We start from the raw sequence: 17,008 nt of genomic DNA on the forward strand, positions 1-17,008 counted from the left end.
GCGGTACTGGTGGGGACACCGGTGGTGACGGCGGTACTGGTGGGGACACCGGTGGTGACGGCGGTACTGGTGGGGACACCGGTGGTGACGGTGGCACTGGTGGGGACACCGGCGGTACCGGCGGCGACGGCGGTGATGGCGGCACGGGTGGAGACACTGGTGACGGCGGCACTGGCGGTACCGGCGGAGACACTGGTGACGGTGGTTCCGGCGGCGACGGTGGAACCACCGGAGGTGGTTCCGGTAGCGGCACGGGCGGTGGTTCCGGCGACGGCGGCACCGGCGACAGTACCGGTGACGGTGGCGACGGCGGCACCGGCGACAGTACCGGTGACGGTGGCGACGGCGGCACCGGTGGCAGCACCGGTGACGGCGGCGACGACCGTCGGCCCCAGAACGGCGCCCCTGCCGACAGCGGTGGTGACGACGGTTCGGCGGACGACGACGGCGACCGGGACGACGACTCCCTCGCGGTGACCGGCGTCGACATGCAGGGCTTCGTGCTCGGCGGCCTCGTGGTGACCGGCATCGGCGCGTTCGCCCTGTGGGCCGGGGCGCGCCGTCCGGCCTCGATCGCCTGATCCACACGCCCGCGAACGGTCCCCGCGGACCGTGGACGTGTACCGCGGCCCCCGGCCGCGCCCCAGGGCGCGGCCGGGGGCCGCTCTCAGTCTCGGGGGCGGAGCGCGGAGGCGAGGAGGAACACCGCCAGGCCGCCGGCGGAGACCACCCACAGCGCGGCGCCCAGGCCGAAGGCGTCGCCCAGGAGACCCACCAGGGGCGGGAACGCGAAGAACCCCGCTCGTCCCAGCCACCCCACGATCGTCACACCGTCACCGCTGCGCACCCCGGGTACCTCGCCCGCCGCCGCCAGCGTCAGAGGGAACAGCGCGGACACCCCCAGCCCCATGACGCCGAACCCGACGACGGCCGCCGTGGGATGCGGCAGGAGCAGGGCGAGCGCCATACCGCCGCCCGCCAGCAGGCCGCAGACCCGGCCCACCGCGACCGCGCCGAACCGGTCGGTGGCGCGGTCGCCCGCGAGGCGGCCCAGGGCCATCATCGCCTGGCAGGCCACGAACGGCATCGCCGCGAGGAACAGCGGTGCGGACAGCTCCCCGGTCATGTACACCGCCCCCCAGGAGGCAGCCGAGTCCTCGATCCCGCCGGCGAGCATCAGCAGCACGCCGAGAGCCACGAGCACCGCCACCGCAGGGACGGGCAGACGCGTGCGGCCGCCGCCGTGCTCGGCGCCGTCCCCGCGCTCGCTGTGCTCCGGGCCTGGGAGCAGCATGCGGCCCACGGCCAGGTTCACGCACACCAGGAGTACGGAGACCGTTCCCAGGTGCCACAGGACGGGTACCCCGAGCCCCGCCATCGCGGCCCCGACGAGTCCGCCGGAGACCGCGGCCATGCTCCACACCGCGTGGAAGGTGTTGATGATGCTGCGGCCGTACCGGCGCTGGACCCGCAGCCCGTGCGCGTTCTGTGCGGAGTCGGTCCAGGCGTCGGCGCTGCCCAGGACGAGGAACGCGGCGGCGAGTATCCACCAGTCCTGTGCCAAGGCGATGAATGGGAGCGCTCCCAGAGTGATGAGACTCGTTCCGACGGCCGTGCGGCCGCTGCCGAAACGGTGGATCATCGGCCCCGCGAGCATGCCGGTCAGGATCGCCCCGGTCGGCGCCGCGGCGATGGCCAGCCCCAGTTCCGCGTTGTCGAGCGCCAACCGGTCCTTGATCACGGGCAGCCACGGCACCGCGTTGGTGTAGGTGAAACCGTTGACGAAGAAGAGGGTGGAGACCGCTGTCCGCGCCCTGCGGGCCTCGGCCGGGGGCGTGGCCCCGGTGGCGGTGCGGATATCGGGCATACTCACAGGGGGCTCCTACGCGTTCGGGCGGCGCGAGTCATCCTATCTTCCCGCCGATCCGGCGGTACGCCCTTTCCCCGCCCTTGCCTGAAAGCCCATAGGCGCCTACAAAGAGGTTCTCTGCCGTCACGTTCCCCCACCGGAGCCCTCTCGACCCCGCCCCGACAGGCCCTGCCCCGGCCACTGCTCACGACCGCCGACCCCACGCTGGAGACCGCGACCGCGGCCCGGACGGAACCGGAAGTGTTCATGATCAATGCGAGCGCGCTGCGAGATGCGCCCACCCTCGTCGGGGAGCGGATCCGCCTCGTACCCCTGGGCCCCGAGCACACGGACGCCTATTTCTCCGCCAGCCTCGACGAGGAGATCCGCAGACTCACCGGAAGCCACCGCCACCTCACCTACGAGGACGCGCGTGAGCGGTGCGAGCGGCGCCCCGCCGACGGTGACCGGCTCGACCTGGCCATCGTCTCCCGAGAGGACGGAAGCTACCTGGGCGACCTGTTCCTCTACGCGGTATCGCCCGAGAACGAGAGCGCGGGCTACCACATCACCCTGTCGGCTCTCCGGTTCGCGGGGCAGGGGCTGGGGCGGGAGGCCACCCGGCTCATGCTGGAGTACGCCTTCGACCACGTGGGCCTGCACCGGGTCTGGCTGTACGTGTACACGTTCAACATGAGGGCCATCGCGGTGTACCGCTCCTGCGGTTTCACCGTGGAGGGCCGCCTGCGGGACTCCCTGTTCTGGGAGGGGCGCCGCCACGACGCGCTCCTCATGGGGGTATTGCGTAGCGATATACCCGCCAAAGAGGACTGAAATCTGGTTTTGCCTGATGGCGGGATTGTGGCCGCTGTGGTCCGGGGTATCCCGGTAGCACTTTCCCACGGCTCACTCCACAGAGAGGAGCGGTGCGGGGCCACGGCCCCGGCACCGGCGAGCACATGAACCCGGTACCCGTTTCGCTGCCCTTCACCGACCGCACCGAGGCGGGCCGCCGCCTCGCCGAGCGGGTGCGCCCGTTCGCGGCCGCGGACCCGCTGGTACTGGCCCTGCCCAGGGGCGGGGTCCCGGTCGGCGCCGAACTCGCCCGCCTGCTCGACACCGACTTCGACGTGCTCATCGTCCGCAAGATCGGTCTGCCCGGCCGACCGGAACTGGGCGTCGGCGCGGTCGCCGAGGACGGGCACGTGATCTTCGACGACACGGCCCTGGCCCGGATGCGCCTGCCGCGCCATGCCCTGACCGCCACGGTCGAGGCCGAGCGCAGGGAACTGGAGCGCCGGAGCCGGGTGTACCGGGGCGGCCGCGCCATGCCGCGGATCGCCGGACGCGACGTCATCGTCGTGGACGACGGCGTGGCCACCGGCGGCACCGCGCGTGCGGCGCTGCGCATGCTCCGCCAGGAGAAGCCGGCCCAGCTCGTGCTGGCCGTCCCGATCGCCTCCCCGGAGGCGGTGGAGGCGCTCCGTCCGGAGGCCGACAAGCTCATCGTGCTCGGCGTCCCCGACAACTTCCGCGCAGTGGGGGAGTGGTACCGGGACTTCAGCCAGCTCTCAGACGGGCACGTGACCGCCATCCTCTCCGAACTGGGGAGCCACCGCCAGCGGCCCGAGACCGTGCGCGGCGTCCGGATCCGGGCCGGCGGCCAGGCCTACCTCGAAGGCGAGCTCACCGTGCCCGCGGCCGTGCAGGGCACGGTCGTGCTGGTGACGGGGACGGGCCGGGACGATCCTCGCTGGCAGGCGATCGCGGCGGTGCTGCGGCGGTCCGGGTACGCGACCCTGGTCCTGGACCTGGTGACGGCGGCCGAGCGCGCCCACCGGGTCGACGGTGTGGACGTCTCGGTGCTGGGCGACCGGCTGGACGCGGCGGTCGCCTGGCTCAGGCGGTCGACGGACGTGGCCGAGCGGGCCCCGGGGATCCTCGGGTACGGCTCCGCCGCTCCGGCGGCCCTGGTCACGGCGGCGCGGCACCCGCGGGACGTGGGCGCCGTGGTGGCCTACGGCGGCCGGATCGACCTGGCCGAACCAAGCCTTCCCCAGGTGGGCGCCCCGGTGCTGGTGCTGTTGGAGGGCCGGGACTCCTTCATCCGCGAACTCGGGGAGTGGGCGCGCCGGAGGATGGGCGCGGAGACCGACCTGAAGGTGGTGTCGGGGGCCGAGCAGTTGCTCCAGGAGACCCAGGAGTGGCGGCAGGCGGCGGTGGAGGCGGTGGACTGGTTCGACCGCCACCTGGAGAAGGGATGAGAAAAACCCGCGGCGCCCTCGACCTTGGTCGTCGGGCGCCGCGGGTTCGTTCTGGGGCCGGGGCCACCGGGGAGTTGCGATCGGCCGCTGCCGCGTCAGGGTCCGCTGTCAGGCGGCGTTGGCGCGGCGCATGCGGCGGCGGCGCTCGGAAGCGCGCTCGTCCTCATTGAGGCCGCCCCACGTGCCGTACTTCTCCGGACGCGAGATCGCGTAGTCCAGGCATTCCGTGCGTACCGGACAGGCCGTGCAGATCTCCTTGGCCTTGCGCTCGCGGATCTCCCGTTCCGGCTGGCGTTCGCCGTCGGGGCCGAAGAAGAGCACAAGGTCCTCGCCCCGGCACGCGGCGGCGTCCTGCCACCCCCAGCTCGGGCGGGGGCGCAGCGCGGCCTGCCGACGTACCTGAGACATGCTTGAACCACCTCTACTGAATCACTAGTAAGCTGTCAGAAAAAGCTTCAGTCACCACAAAGTCGGTCATGCGGCGTGAGAGCCCCCGCAGGACGCGAACGCCCGCGGCGATGGCGGTGTTCCCCGGTGTGGCTGAGACCACGAAGAAGCGCACGGACGAGGCGGCGACGGCCGCCGTCGACGGAGTGCTCTCACACGAACGGCTGCGGAGGCGGTGACAGCCTCCGTCCGAGCCGGTACGTAATCATGCCATCCCCGGTCCCGATCATGCACGGGGGGTGGGGAAATTACTCACAGAACCGTTACCGAATCCACGTAGCCACGGGGTGGCATGTGGTTGATTGTCCATTTTTGTCGTAAACAGCGAGCGGGTCACGGGTTCGCCGACGACGTCACACATCGTATGGCGCGATGTCCTGCCTGCCTAGGGGCCTTCTGTGATGTACTGGTCACATTGTGGACAGGCTCCGCGCCCGGGATCCGGCCGACCGCAGGGCATCACTGTGGGCGACGGTCTCCCAGGGGCGTCCGGGGCCGCCCGGCCCGAAAGGGAAACCGCCGGGAACGGATCACGGTCTTTCCGCATCCGATGCGGTAGGACAGGGGCGGCCTTTCCACGACACCGTCCGCCCGTAAAACGGACCACAGGGAGAACCACGTCACGATGGCCTTCGTGAGACTCGTCCTCAACGTCGTCTGGCTTTTCGTCGCGGGCTTCTGGCTGGCGGTCGGATACGTCATCGCCGGCGTCGTCTGCTGCGTCCTCATCGTGACGATCCCGTTCGGTGTGGCCTCCTTCCGCACGGCCAACTACGCGCTCTGGCCCTTCGGCCGCGAACTGGTCCGCAGACCCGGTTCGGGCGGAGGCAGTACCGTCCTCAACGTCATCTGGCTGATCGTCGCCGGATGGTGGCTGGCCCTCGGCCACATCGCCACCGCGATCGGTCTGGCCGTCACCATCATCGGACTGCCCATGGCGTGGGCCTCGCTCAAGATGATCCCCGTCGCCCTGGCACCCTTCGGCAACGAGATCGTCCACAGCGGTCAACCCCGGGAACCCTGGCAGTTCTGACACGTTGGATCCCCTGTGAGGGGCCGGACTCCCGGGCGGCGGCGACGGCGCCCCGCGGGCCGACCGCTTCCCCACCGCGTTCCACCGACCCCCAGAGAATGGAGTCCATGTGCAAGCCCAGCGGCCAGGAGTGTGGGCGCTCCTGAACAGGTGGACCACCGCCCGCCGGGCCCGGGCCGAGCAGCGCGCCCGTGCCGAGGAGCCGTCCTCGCCGCCCGAGCCCGAGATCCCCGAAGCGGAACTGGCGGCCCAGGACGACGTCGGCGCCGGTGACATCCTCCGCGTGGTCAGCGACGTGGCCCTGCGGCTGCTCATCATCGGCGTCGTGGCGGGATTGCTGCTCTACGCGGTGATCTACCTGCGCGTGGTCACGCTGCCCGTGGTCATCGCGGTCTTCCTCACCGCCCTGCTCATGCCCCTCGCCACCTGGCTGCGCAACCCCAACCCCCTCAAGCGCACCGGCTTCGGCCGGGGGCTGTCCACCGCCATCAGTCTGCTCTTCGGGCTCATCGTCTTCAGCGGTGTGATCTCCATGATCGTCACCCCGGCGGTCAGCGGCTTCGACGAGATCGTGGCCAGCGTCAACGACGCGGTGGACCGGTTGCAGACGATCGAGATCCCCTTCGGCCTGGACCCCGCGGTGTTCACCGAACTGATCGACAGCGCCTGGGCCCAGATCCAGACCGCCCTCACCGAGAACCAGGACCAGATCCTCACCGGTGCCTGGACCGCCACGACCGCGGTGTTCCAGGTCCTGCTCGGGATCGTCCTGATCATCGTGCTCACCGTGTACTTCGTCCACTCCGGCGACCAGCTCGTGGAGTGGCTCATCACCCTGCTGCCGCCCAAGTCCCGTCCGGGCCTGCGCCACGCGGGCAGCGTCGCCTACGGCGTGATGGGCCGGTACGTGCGCGGTGTGGCGATGGTCGGCCTCTTCGACGCGGTCGGCATCGGTGTCTTCCTCGTCTTCCTCATCGACACCAACCTGGCCATCCCGCTGATCGTGCTCACCTTCATCGGGGCCTTCATCCCGATCATCGGGGCCTTCCTCAGCGGCCTGCTCGCGGTCCTGGTCGCCCTGGTGACCGAAGGGTGGATCGTGGCCCTGGTCGTGCTGGGCGTAGTCCTGCTGGTCCAGCAGTTGGAGAGCAACGTCTTCGCGCCGCGCATCTACGGGCAGGCGCTCGAACTGCCCTCGGCCATCGTCCTCATCGCCCTGACCATCGGCAGCATCCTCGGCGGCATCACCGGCCTGTTCCTGGCGACCCCGGTCGCGGCAGTGCTCGCCGCCCTGCTGCGCAACCGGCCGCCGGCCCTTCCGCACGCTGAGGCGGCCAAGGCGGGCCCACCGGCCGGGGACGGCGGGACCGGGCCCGAGAGCGGTTCCGGGGAGGAGCGCGAGGCCCCGGCCCCCGGGGACTGACCCGCGGCATGCGGTCCCCGCCCGCACCGCGCGGGCGGGGACCGTACACCGGCGGCCACCGGATCCGGCCCCCGGGTGCGGTTACGCTGGAGCGGTCGCCCGCGCACCGGCCCCTCGCGGTCCGGGTGTGCCGCCGCACGAGTCCCACCGACCTGAGGAAGCCCCTGCCATGTTGATCGCCACCGACCTCGAACTGCGTGTCGGAGCCCGTCTCCTGCTGGAGCCGACCACGTTCCGCGTGGGGGCGGGGGACAGGATCGGCCTGGTCGGTCGCAACGGCGCGGGCAAGACCACCATGACCAAGGTCCTGGCCGGCGAGGGGATCCCCACCGGCGGGGCGGTCACCTCCAGCGGGAGCATCGGCTACCTGCCCCAGGACCCGCGCACCGGCGACCTCGACGTGATCGCCAAGGACAGGATCCTCTCCGCCCGGGGCATCGACGAGGCCCTGCGCGGCATGCGCGAGGCCGAGAAGAAGATGGCCAGCACCGACACCAAGACCCGCAACAAGGGGGTGCGCGCCTACTCCCGCTGGGAGGAGCGGCTGCACGTCCTGGGCGGGTACGCCGCCGAGTCCGAGGCCGCCGCCATCGCCTCCAGCCTGGGCCTGCCCGACAAGGTGCTGTCGCAGCCGCTGCGCACGCTCTCCGGCGGCCAGCGCCGCCGGATCGAGCTGGCGCGCATCCTCTACAGCGACTCCGACACCCTGCTCCTGGACGAGCCCACCAACCACCTGGACGCCGACTCCATCGTCTGGCTGCGGGACTTCCTCAAGTCCCACCAGGGCGGCCTCATCGTCATCAGCCACGACGTCGAACTGGTCGAGGACGTGGTCAACCGGGTGTTCTACCTGGACGCCAACCGCAGCGTCATCGACGTCTACAACATGGGCTGGAGACAGTACCTGTCCCAGCGCGAGGCCGACGAGAGCCGGCGCCGCCGCGAGCTCGCCAACGCCGAGAAGCAGGCGGAGACCCTGCGCAAGCAGGCCGACCGGTTCCGGGCCAAGGCCACCAAGGCGCGCGCCGCGCAGCAGATGCTCAACCGCGCGGACCGGATCCTGGACGGCGTGCAGGGCGTACGGGTCTCGGACAAGGTCGCCAAGCTGCGCTTCCCCGACCCGGCACCCAGCGGGAGGACCCCGCTCATGGCCGAGGGGCTGTCCAAGTCCTACGGCTCCCTGGAGATCTTCGCCGGGGTCGACCTGGCGATCGACCGGGGCAGCCGCGTGGTCATACTGGGCCTCAACGGCGCGGGCAAGACCACGCTGCTGCGGCTGCTGGGCGGTGTCGAGGAGCCCGACGCCGGCCGGGTCGTCCCCGGCCACGGCCTCAAACTCGGCTACTACGCCCAGGAGCACGAGACCCTGGACGTGGACCGGAGCGTGCTGGAGAACATGATGAGCGCCGCCCCGGACCTGCCGGAGGTCGAGGCGCGCAAGACGCTCGGCTCCTTCCTCTTCACCGGTGACGACGTGGACAAGCCCGCCGGGGTGCTCTCCGGCGGGGAGAAGACGCGCCTGGCGCTGGCCACCCTGGTGGTCTCCAGCGCCAACGTGCTGCTGCTGGACGAGCCCACCAACAACCTCGACCCGGCCAGCCGCGAGGAGATCCTGGCGGCACTGCGGAGGTATCGGGGCGCCATCGTGCTGGTGACACACGACGAGGGCGCGGTGGAGGCGCTCCAGCCGGAGCGGGTGATCCTGCTGCCCGACGGCGTCGAGGACGTGTGGAACGCCGAGTTCGAGGACCTCATCGCCCTCGCGTGAGCGGCGGCCGGCCCCGGCGGTGGTCTCCCACCGCTTCCACGACCCTGAGGAGTGCACCGTGAGCGAGGCTTCCAAGAAGCGCATCCGTGTCTCCGGCGAGGACCGCACGGCCCTGGGGGCCGAGCTCCGGCGCCGCTACGAGGCGGGAGAGAGCATCCGCATGCTGTCGGCTGCCACCGGGAGGTCCTACGGGTTCGTCCGCACGGTGCTGGAGGAGGCCGGGGCGGAGCTGCGCGGGCGCGGGGGCGGGGGCGTCTCGCGCCGCAGGGGCACCGTCGTCGAGTAGATCGGCGTGCCCGCCCGCGGCCCCCGGGTTACCTGACAGTAGGGTTCGGGTGTGACACCGAACACGACGGAGGAACCCATGGCACCGGCCCCGAGCGACACGGAAACCGCACCCACCGGGGAGGAGCTCGCCCGGGCCGGCCTGCGGCTGGCGGTGGACGGGCCGGTGGCCCGCGTCACCATCGACCGCCCGGAGCGCCGCAACGCGATGACCGGGCGCATGTGGGCCGCCCTGGCCCGCATCGGCCGGACCCTGCCCGACGGTGTCCGCGTCGTCGTGCTCGCCGGGGAGGGCGACATCTTCTCCGCCGGCATCGACCTGGGCATGTTCAGCCCGGAGGGGATCGGGGGCGAGCGCTCCATCGTCGCCGAGATCGCCGCGGGCACGGTCGACCCGGAGGGGGTGGACGCCTACATCGCGGGGCTCCAGGAGGGCTTCCTGTGGCTGCGCCGCCCCGACCTGGTGACCGTCGCCGCCGTGCGCGGGCACGCGATCGGCGCCGGGTTCCAGTTGGCCCTGTCCTGCGACATCCGAATCCTTGCCGACGACGCCTCCCTGTGCATGAAGGAGCCCGCCCTCGGCCTGGTCCCCGACCTCACCGGGACCAAGCCGCTCGTGGACATCGTGGGCGTGCACCGGGCGACCGAGATCTGCCTCACCGCGCGCAGGGTGGGCGCCCGGGAGGCGCGCGAACTCGGCCTGGCCGAGGCCGTCGTCTCCGCCGGTGAACTCCCCGGCGCCGTCGACGACCTCGTCGCCGCCCTGCTGGCCACCGACCCCGACGCGGCCGCGGCCACCAAGGCGCTGCTCCAGCAGGCCCCGGGCAACACACTCCAGCAACAGGTCGCGGCCGAGCGCCGGGCGCAGGCGGCGCGCCTCACCGCGCTCGCCGGGGCCCGGGCGGCCGACCCCTCCTGAACCGGCCGGAGAGGGCGGGGGAGACCTGGATCACGGGCCGGAAACCCCCGTCCCGTCCCGGCCGTGGAGGATGTCTAGTAGGCTTCTCCAAGCGGTCGTTCAATGCCGCGCGCATCCGAGCGCGCCGGACCGCGCAAGACGCGGAGCGCGTGCCGACCCCGTCGGCGCCACTCTTGAAGTGAAGAGTCCCGAGCCCCGAATCCAGTCCGGGGTCCGCTTCCGCGTGTGATCAGGCGCGTTTGTGTGATTTCTTCGCTGGGTCCCCGGGCCGTGTGGAGCCTTCCTCGAAACGCCGCCAAACGATGAGGAAGGTACACGTCACTTGACGGACACTGCCGTAGAGCCTGCCTTCGACGGTCTCGGGCTGCCCCAGGACATCGTCGGAGAGCTGGCCAAGAACGGTGTGACCACGCCGTTCCCGATCCAGGCGGCCACCATCCCCGACGCCATCGAGGGCCGCGACGTCCTCGGCTGCGGCCGCACGGGATCGGGCAAGACCCTGGCCTTCGGGCTGCCGGTGCTCATGCGCTGCTCCGAGCGCCGCGCCGCCGCCTCCCGCCCCCGGGCCCTGATCCTGGTGCCCACCCGCGAACTCGCCCACCAGGTGCGTGACGCCCTGCGCGGTTACGCCCGTGTCGTCGGCGTGCGTGTCGGGGACGTCGTGGGGGGCAGCTCCTACACCCGACAGATCAACGAACTGCGCCGCGGCGTCGACGTCCTCGTCGCCACCCCGGGCCGCCTCACCGACCTCATCGAGCAGGGCGCCTGCGACCTGGGCGACGTGGAGCTCTCAGTCCTGGACGAGGCCGACCAGATGTGCGACATGGGCTTCATGCCGCAGGTCAGCGAGCTGCTCGACCAGGTCCGCCCCGGCGGGCAGACCCTGCTGTTCTCGGCCACGCTCGACGGTGACGTCGACAAGCTGGTCCGCAAGTACATGAACGACCCGCGCACCCACTCCGTGGACCCGCCGGTCTCGCAGGTCACCACCATGGAGCACCACCTGCTCAAGGTGCTGCCGCGCGACAAGAACAAGATCGTCGCGCAGATCGCCGCCCGCGACGGGCGCACCATCCTGTTCGTGCGCAGCAAGTACCGCGCCGACACCATCAGCGAACAGCTCGTCCAGCTCGGTGTCCCTTGCGCCTCCCTGCACGGCGGCAAGACGCAGAGCGTGCGCACCCGCACCCTGGCCAAGTTCAAGGAGGGCCGCATCCAGGCCCTGATCGCCACCGACGTCGCCGCACGCGGTATCCACGTCGACGGCATCGACCTGGTCGTCAACGTCGACCTGCCCACCGGCCACAAGGACTACCTGCACCGCGGCGGCCGCACCGCCCGGGCCGGCTCCTCGGGCGCGGTGGTCTCCCTCGTGGCCCCCAACCAGCGCCGCACGGCGCGCCGCCTGCTCAGCGACGCGGGCGTGGTGGCCAAGCAACACCTGGTCAACCCCGGTGACGAGCTGCTCACCGAGGTGACCGGGGCACGCGAGCCCAGCGGTGAGCCGTGGGTCGAGCCGCCGGAGCCGGAGCGCCCGCGCCGAGGCCGGGGCGGCCCCCGTCGCGGCGGGTACCGCGGCGGAGGCTACCGGGGCGGCTACCGCGGCGACCGCCCGCGGGGCAACCGCCGGGGCGAGGGCGGCGGATTCCGCGACGGTGAGCGCCGGTCCCACCGGGGCGAGGGCGGCGGATTCCGCGATGGTGAGCGCCGCGGTCACCGCGACGGGGACGGCCCCCGTGGCGAGCGCCGCGGCGGGGACCGGCGCGAGGACCGGGGCGGACACCACCGCGGCGACGACCGCAGGGGCGGTCGCTACAACCCGGCAGGACGCCGCTGACCCCTACGGCTGTACCTCGGGCCCGGCTCCGGCCGGGCCCGAGGCGTGTCCGGGTGCCGCCGCACCTCCGCCGGAGCCCCTCCTTTGCCCCGATTTGACGTGTCCCGCGTGCCCTTCCGCCGCGCTGCCGTGGACAGTGGCGGGACGGCCCCGGATCAGGGTCGGGGAGTCCCGCGCCGTACGGAGGGGAACGCGTGAACGCCATCACCGCCGTCAACGACGTCCTGTGGAGCTGGATCCTCATCCCGCTCCTGATCGTCCTGGCCGTCTACTTCACGGTGCGCTCGGGGTTCGTCCAACTTCGGCTGTTCCCGGAGATGTTCCGGGTCGTGCGCAGCAGCCCCGGCACCGCGCCCGACGGCCGCAAGGAGATCTCGTCCTTCCAGGCGTTCGCGATCTCCGCCGCCTCGCGCGTGGGCACGGGCAACATCGCGGGTGTGGCCACGGCGATCGTCCTGGGCGGCCCGGGAGCGATCTTCTGGATGTGGCTGATGGCCACGGTCCTCGGGTCGGCCGCCTTCGTGGAGTCCACACTGGCCCAGTTGTACAAGGTGCGCACCGAGACCGGTTTCCGGGGCGGCCCGGCCTACTACATGCTCCACGGCCTCGGGCAGCGCTGGATGGGCGTGCTCTTCGCCGTCATCATCACCGTCACCTTCTCCCTGGTGTTCAACTCGGTGCAGTCCAACAGCATCACCGGTGTGGTCGCGATGTCGGCCGACTCGGTGGGCCTGCCCACGGGGTGGCTGCTGAACACGCTCATCGGGCTCCTGGTGACCGCTCTGCTCGGGCTCGTCGTCTTCGGGGGTGTGCGGCGCATCGCCCACGTGGCCGAGACGCTGGTCCCGGCCATGGCCCTGCTGTACCTCCTCATCGGCATGGCCGTGGTGGTGCTCAACCTGGGTGAGCTGCCCAGGGTCCTCGGCGACATCCTCGCGGGGGCGTTCGGGCTGCGCGAGTTCGTCGCGGGCGGAGCGGGGGCCGCGATCGTCCAGGGCATGCGGCGCGGCATGTTCTCCAACGAGGCGGGCCTGGGGTCGGCGCCCAACGCCGGTGCCACGGCCTCGGTGTCGCACCCGGTCAAACAGGGCCTGGTGCAGTGCCTGGGGGTGTACTTCGACACCCTCCTGGTGTGCTCGGTCACCGCGTTCATCATCCTGGTGCCCGAACCCGACTACGGCGGCGACGCGGGTGCCCAGGTCACCCAGGTCGCTCTGGAGGCCAGCCTGGGCGGCTGGTCGGTCCACGCCCTCACCCTCATCCTGTGCCTGCTCGCCTTCACCTCGCTGCTGGGCAACTACTACTACGGCGAGACCAACCTGAGGTTCCTCGACGCCGATCCGCGCCACATGACCTACTTCCGCGCGGTGGTGCTGGCCGCGGTGTTCCTCGGCAGCGTGGCGCCGCTGACCCTGGTGTGGGTCCTGGCCGACGTAACGATGGGTGTCATGGCACTGGTCAACCTGGCCGCCCTCATCCCGCTGTCGGGGACCGCGTTCCGGCTCCTGGCCGACTACACCCGCCAACACCGCAACGGACTCGACCCGCAGTGGAGCCTGGCCAAGATGCCGGACCTGAGGAACGTGCAGTGCTGGGGCGAGGCGGAGGGGGCCCTGCCCGAGGAGGTGGAGCTGGGCCACGGCTCCCCACTGGGCGACCCCGTGCTGCGGGACGAGGACGGGCGGCCGCCGGAGGAGGGCGGCGACGAGCGGGACTGAGGCGGGCCTGTCCACAGGCCGCGAAGGCGGTCCCGAAGGAAAGCGGTTCTCGGCTACCCTTGGGGCAGATCCCACCCGACCACGCGGAGCAGCGCTGTGCCCGACCGGACCACGCCTTCGGACGACGACACCACACACTCCTCACTCGGCGACACGCTCGCCGGGGGATGGGACCCCCGCGCGGAGGGGGAGGAACTGCCCCCCTCGGACTGGGGGCGCCGCAAGCGCAGGCCCGGGACCGGGACGGTCTGGCTGTTCGCGCTGTTCATCACCGCGATGGCGCTGGGCCACGCCTGGGTGTCCGACCAGCTCACCCACCAGGCCTTCCTCGCATGGTCCACGATCTTCACCGCGATCAGCTTCCAGGCGCTGCCCTTCCTCGTCTTCGGGGTCGCCCTGTCCGCGGCGCTCACCGCCTTCGTGCCGGCCTCGGCCTACCAGCGCTTCTTCCCCTCGCGTCCGGGGGCGGCGGTGCCGGTCGCCGGACTGTCCGGGGCGCTGCTGCCCGGATGCGAGTGCGCTTCGGTTCCCATCGCCGGAAGCCTGGTCAAGCGCGGGGTCGCCCCGGCGGCCGCGCTCACGTTCCTGCTGGCCGCGCCCGCCATCAACCCGGTCGTCATGATCGCCACCGCGGTGGCCTTCGCCGGGCAGCCCGAGGTGGTGCTGGCCCGGTTCGCGGCCTCCCTGGCCGCGTCGGTGGTGATCGGCTGGATCTGGGTGCGCTTCGGCCGCGCCGACTGGATCAGGCTGCCCGCGCCCACCCACGCGGTGGGAACGGCGCGGTGGCTCGTCTTCCGCGATTCGATGCTCCACGACATGATGCACGCGGGCGGCTACCTCGTGGTCGGGGCCGCGGCCGCCGCGAGCCTCAACATCATGATCCCCCGCGAGTGGCTGCTGGCGGTGGCCGACACCCCCGTGGTGTCGGTGCTGGTCATGGCGGCGCTGGCGATCCTGCTGTCCGTCTGCTCCGAGGCCGACGCCTTCGTCGCGCTCAGCTTCGGCGACTTCTCGCCCACGGCCAAGCTCGCCTTCATGGTGATCGGCCCGATGGTCGACCTCAAGCTCATCGCCATGCAGGCCGCCGTGTTCGGCTGGCGCTTCGCCGTCCGCTTCGCACCGCTGTGCCTGGTGGTCGGTCTGGCCAGTACGTTCGTGATCGGAGGACTTCTGCTGTGAACCGGATCGCCCAGGGGCTCACGCTCGTCCTGCTCGGGGCCGCGGCGCTGAGCAGCACGCTCTTCAGCGACCTGTACCTGAACTGGGTCAAACCCGCCTTCGGGCCCTTCCTGATCGCCGCCGGGGCCGTCATGGCGATCCTGGGGGTGCTCGTCATCGCCGCGGAACTGCGCGGCGGGGGCAGCGCCGAGCCCGACTGCGCCCCGGACCACGGCCACGACCACGAGCGGGCCCCGCGCGTGGCCTGGCTCCTGCTCGCGCCGGTCGTGGCCGTCTTCGTGGTGGCCCCGCCGGCGCTGGGCTCCTACACGGTGGAGCGCGACGACGCCCCCGCCGCGCCGCCCGAGGCACCCCTTCGCGGAAGCTCGTTCGACGACGGCCTGGACGAGGCGGCCCCCGGCGAGGCCGTCGACATGGACATCCGCCAGTTCGTGATGCGGGCCTGGGTCGACGAGGAGCGCGCCATGGCGGGCCGGGAGATCGAGCTGACCGGGTTCGCGGTCCCCGCCGAGGACGGGCAGGGCTGGTACCTGGCCCGCCTCCAGATGGCCTGCTGCGCCGCCGACGCCATCGTCAACAAGGTGCTCATCACCAACACCACCGCGCCCGACAAGGACTCCTGGTGGACGGTGCGCGGCACCTGGGTGGAGCCCGAGGGCGACCTCGCCGACGTGGCCCAGCACGAGTTCCACGCCCTGGATCAGGAGGCCGTCCAGAACCCGCCCGACCCCTACGAGGGGTAGGGGCCGCCCGGAAGGTGCGACGGCCCGCTCGGACCAGGGCCTGGCGGGCCGAATCGAATCGCCGCAGCAGTAACCCTCCGGGTTTTTGTTGGTGCAACGGGTGATAATGGGCCCGTGTCGGAATGGATGGACCACGCTAGACGACTGTGGAACAGCAAGCGCCCGCGGTCGATCCGAGCCCGGGTGACACTGTGGTCGGTCGCTGTGCTCTTCGCCCTCCTCACGGTGCTGTTCGTCGTCGTCATCATCGTCCTCCACGCGCTCCTCACATCCCAGCAGGCAGTCCAGGCCGATGCCGCCGCCCGCGCGGTGGTGGAGGACATCGGTGCGGAGCGCTACGCCGGGGACATCCCCTCGTATCCCCCGATCGGGCGCCTCCAGATCGTCGACGCCCGCACCTACGAGGTCCTGGCCGCCAGCGCCGCGATGCGGGGCGCGCCCGCGGTCGTCCGGCCGCCGACCCCGATCGGCGGGATCCGGATGGAGACGACCGTGTGCACCATCCGGGTGGACGACGAACGCGAGGTCTGCTTCATCGTGGTGGTCTACGAGGCCCTCGACACGGCCTACGGGGACGACGTGCTCGTCATCGCCAGCACCCCCGAGCCCGCCATCGTCAGCACCAACGCGCCGGAGGCGCTGATCCTCGGCACCGGCGTCCTCCTCCTCGCCATCAGCGGGTCCCTCACCTGGTACGGCGTGGGCCGGGCGCTGCGGCCCGTGGAGGAGATCCGCCTGGAACTCGAACGCCTGTCGGCGAGTGACCTCGACCGCAGGGTGCCCGTCCCCCACACCCGGGACGAGATCGCCCACCTGGCGCGCACGGCCAACGACAGCATCGAGCGGGTGTCCGACTCCGTCACCAAGCAGCGGCGGTTCGTCTCCGACGCCTCCCACGAACTGCGCAACCCCATCGCCGGGATGCGCACCCGGCTGGAGGTGGAGCTGTCCGATCCCGAGCCCGACCCGCGCGAGCGCGAGCGGCTGCTCCGGGTCCTGCTCGACGACACCGAGCGGTTGGAGGGCATCGTCGACGACCTGCTGGAGATGGCGCGCCTGGACGCCGGACTCGCGATGAGCAAGGAGAGCCTCGACCTGTCGGAGCTGGTCCGACAGGAGACAGGCCATATCCGGGGCGGCACCTCGGTCGAGGTGCACGCCGGGAACCCGGTGCTGGTGTCGGCCAACCGGCTCCGCCTGGTCCGGGTCCTCACCAACCTGGTCGCCAACGCCGAGCGGCACGCCCGCTCCCGGATCGTGGTCGCGGTCGGCTGCGAGGGGGGCAGGGCCGTGGTGCGCGTCCACGACGACGGCCGGGGCGTGCCGGAGGAGGACCGCGAGCGCGTGTTCGAGCGCTTCGCCCGGCTCAGGGAGTCCCGGGAGCGCGACCCCGGCGGCAGCGGCCTGGGCCTGACCATCTCGCGTGAGATCGCCAGGGACCACGGCGGCACGCTCACCGTCGGGGACAGTCCCCTCCTGGGCGGGGCCGTCTTCACGCTCATGCTCCCGGTCGAGCCTGACCGGCCCGCCTGACCGGCCCGAG

Annotated in this window: 16 protein-coding genes; 14 read left to right on the forward strand and 2 right to left on the reverse strand. The window is 71.8% G+C overall.

The window, feature by feature from the left end; all coding sequences use genetic code 11:
- On the forward strand, window positions 1-581 hold a 581-nt coding region (locus ACFHWE_RS16210; RefSeq protein WP_416602484.1), incomplete at its 5' end, for a hypothetical protein.
- A gap of 86 nt (window positions 582-667) precedes the next feature.
- Here ACFHWE_RS16210 and ACFHWE_RS16215 read toward each other — a convergent pair.
- Complete coding sequence (locus ACFHWE_RS16215) at window positions 668-1,867, reverse strand: MFS transporter (RefSeq protein WP_416602531.1); 1,200 nt, start codon at window positions 1,865-1,867, stop codon at window positions 668-670.
- Between the two features lie 249 nt (window positions 1,868-2,116).
- Here ACFHWE_RS16215 and ACFHWE_RS16220 point away from each other — a divergent pair, with 249 nt between their 5' ends.
- Together ACFHWE_RS16220 and ACFHWE_RS16225 are read left to right on the forward strand one after the other, a co-directional pair.
- On the forward strand, window positions 2,117-2,683 hold the full coding sequence (locus ACFHWE_RS16220) for a GNAT family N-acetyltransferase (RefSeq protein WP_416602485.1): 567 nt from the start codon (window positions 2,117-2,119) through the stop codon (window positions 2,681-2,683).
- Between the two features lie 125 nt (window positions 2,684-2,808).
- Entirely contained in the window at window positions 2,809-4,113 is a 1,305-nt protein-coding gene (locus ACFHWE_RS16225; protein ID WP_416602532.1) for a phosphoribosyltransferase family protein, read from the forward strand.
- Between the two features lie 108 nt (window positions 4,114-4,221).
- Here the strand turns inward: ACFHWE_RS16225 and ACFHWE_RS16230 are convergent, their stop codons facing one another.
- A complete protein-coding gene (locus tag ACFHWE_RS16230; RefSeq protein WP_255342358.1) occupies window positions 4,222-4,521 on the reverse strand; it encodes a WhiB family transcriptional regulator in 300 nt (99 codons plus the stop codon).
- A gap of 68 nt (window positions 4,522-4,589) precedes the next feature.
- Between ACFHWE_RS16230 and ACFHWE_RS16235 the strand changes: the two genes are divergently transcribed.
- The 11 genes from ACFHWE_RS16235 (at window position 4,590) to ACFHWE_RS16285 (ending at window position 16,998) form a co-directional block, all read left to right on the forward strand.
- Window positions 4,590-4,739 (forward strand): hypothetical protein, encoded by a 150-nt coding sequence (locus ACFHWE_RS16235; protein WP_416602486.1) that lies wholly within the window; start codon window positions 4,590-4,592, stop codon window positions 4,737-4,739.
- Window positions 4,740-5,185: 446 nt separating this feature from the next.
- The gene (locus ACFHWE_RS16240; RefSeq protein WP_416602487.1) at window positions 5,186-5,593 is read left to right on the forward strand and encodes a YccF domain-containing protein; all 408 of its coding nucleotides are present in this window, start codon (window positions 5,186-5,188) and stop codon (window positions 5,591-5,593) included.
- Between the two features lie 109 nt (window positions 5,594-5,702).
- Complete coding sequence (locus tag ACFHWE_RS16245) at window positions 5,703-7,016, forward strand: AI-2E family transporter (protein ID WP_416602488.1); 1,314 nt, start codon at window positions 5,703-5,705, stop codon at window positions 7,014-7,016.
- A 169-nt stretch (window positions 7,017-7,185) separates the two neighbouring features.
- Window positions 7,186-8,784, forward strand: coding sequence for an ABC-F family ATP-binding cassette domain-containing protein (locus tag ACFHWE_RS16250; protein WP_416602489.1), 1,599 nt, complete (start codon window positions 7,186-7,188; stop codon window positions 8,782-8,784).
- A 58-nt stretch (window positions 8,785-8,842) separates the two neighbouring features.
- Complete coding sequence (locus tag ACFHWE_RS16255; RefSeq protein ID WP_416602490.1) at window positions 8,843-9,070, forward strand: helix-turn-helix domain-containing protein; 228 nt, start codon at window positions 8,843-8,845, stop codon at window positions 9,068-9,070.
- A 78-nt stretch (window positions 9,071-9,148) separates the two neighbouring features.
- Window positions 9,149-9,988 carry an enoyl-CoA hydratase/isomerase family protein gene (locus tag ACFHWE_RS16260; protein ID WP_416602491.1) on the forward strand — a complete coding sequence of 280 codons (840 nt, stop codon included), beginning with the start codon at window positions 9,149-9,151 and terminating at the stop codon, window positions 9,986-9,988.
- A 322-nt stretch (window positions 9,989-10,310) separates the two neighbouring features.
- The gene (locus ACFHWE_RS16265) at window positions 10,311-11,825 is read left to right on the forward strand and encodes a DEAD/DEAH box helicase (RefSeq protein WP_416602492.1); all 1,515 of its coding nucleotides are present in this window, start codon (window positions 10,311-10,313) and stop codon (window positions 11,823-11,825) included.
- A 194-nt stretch (window positions 11,826-12,019) separates the two neighbouring features.
- Window positions 12,020-13,543: an alanine/glycine:cation symporter family protein gene (locus ACFHWE_RS16270; RefSeq protein ID WP_416602493.1), complete on the forward strand. Its 1,524-nt coding sequence runs from the start codon at window positions 12,020-12,022 to the stop codon at window positions 13,541-13,543.
- A 96-nt stretch (window positions 13,544-13,639) separates the two neighbouring features.
- The gene (locus tag ACFHWE_RS16275; RefSeq protein ID WP_416602494.1) at window positions 13,640-14,722 is read left to right on the forward strand and encodes a permease; all 1,083 of its coding nucleotides are present in this window, start codon (window positions 13,640-13,642) and stop codon (window positions 14,720-14,722) included.
- Window positions 14,719-15,465, forward strand: a complete 747-nt coding sequence (locus ACFHWE_RS16280; RefSeq protein ID WP_416602495.1) for a TIGR03943 family putative permease subunit — start codon at window positions 14,719-14,721, stop codon at window positions 15,463-15,465. The genes ACFHWE_RS16275 and ACFHWE_RS16280 overlap by 4 nt, the downstream gene beginning before the upstream one ends.
- Window positions 15,466-15,579: 114 nt before the next feature.
- Complete coding sequence (locus ACFHWE_RS16285) at window positions 15,580-16,998, forward strand: ATP-binding protein (RefSeq protein ID WP_416602496.1); 1,419 nt, start codon at window positions 15,580-15,582, stop codon at window positions 16,996-16,998.
- Window positions 16,999-17,008 lie beyond the last annotated feature (10 nt).

It is taken from the genome of Nocardiopsis sp. LOL_012 (assembly GCF_048060475.1).
Classification (GTDB): Bacteria; Actinomycetota; Actinomycetes; order Streptosporangiales; family Streptosporangiaceae; genus Nocardiopsis.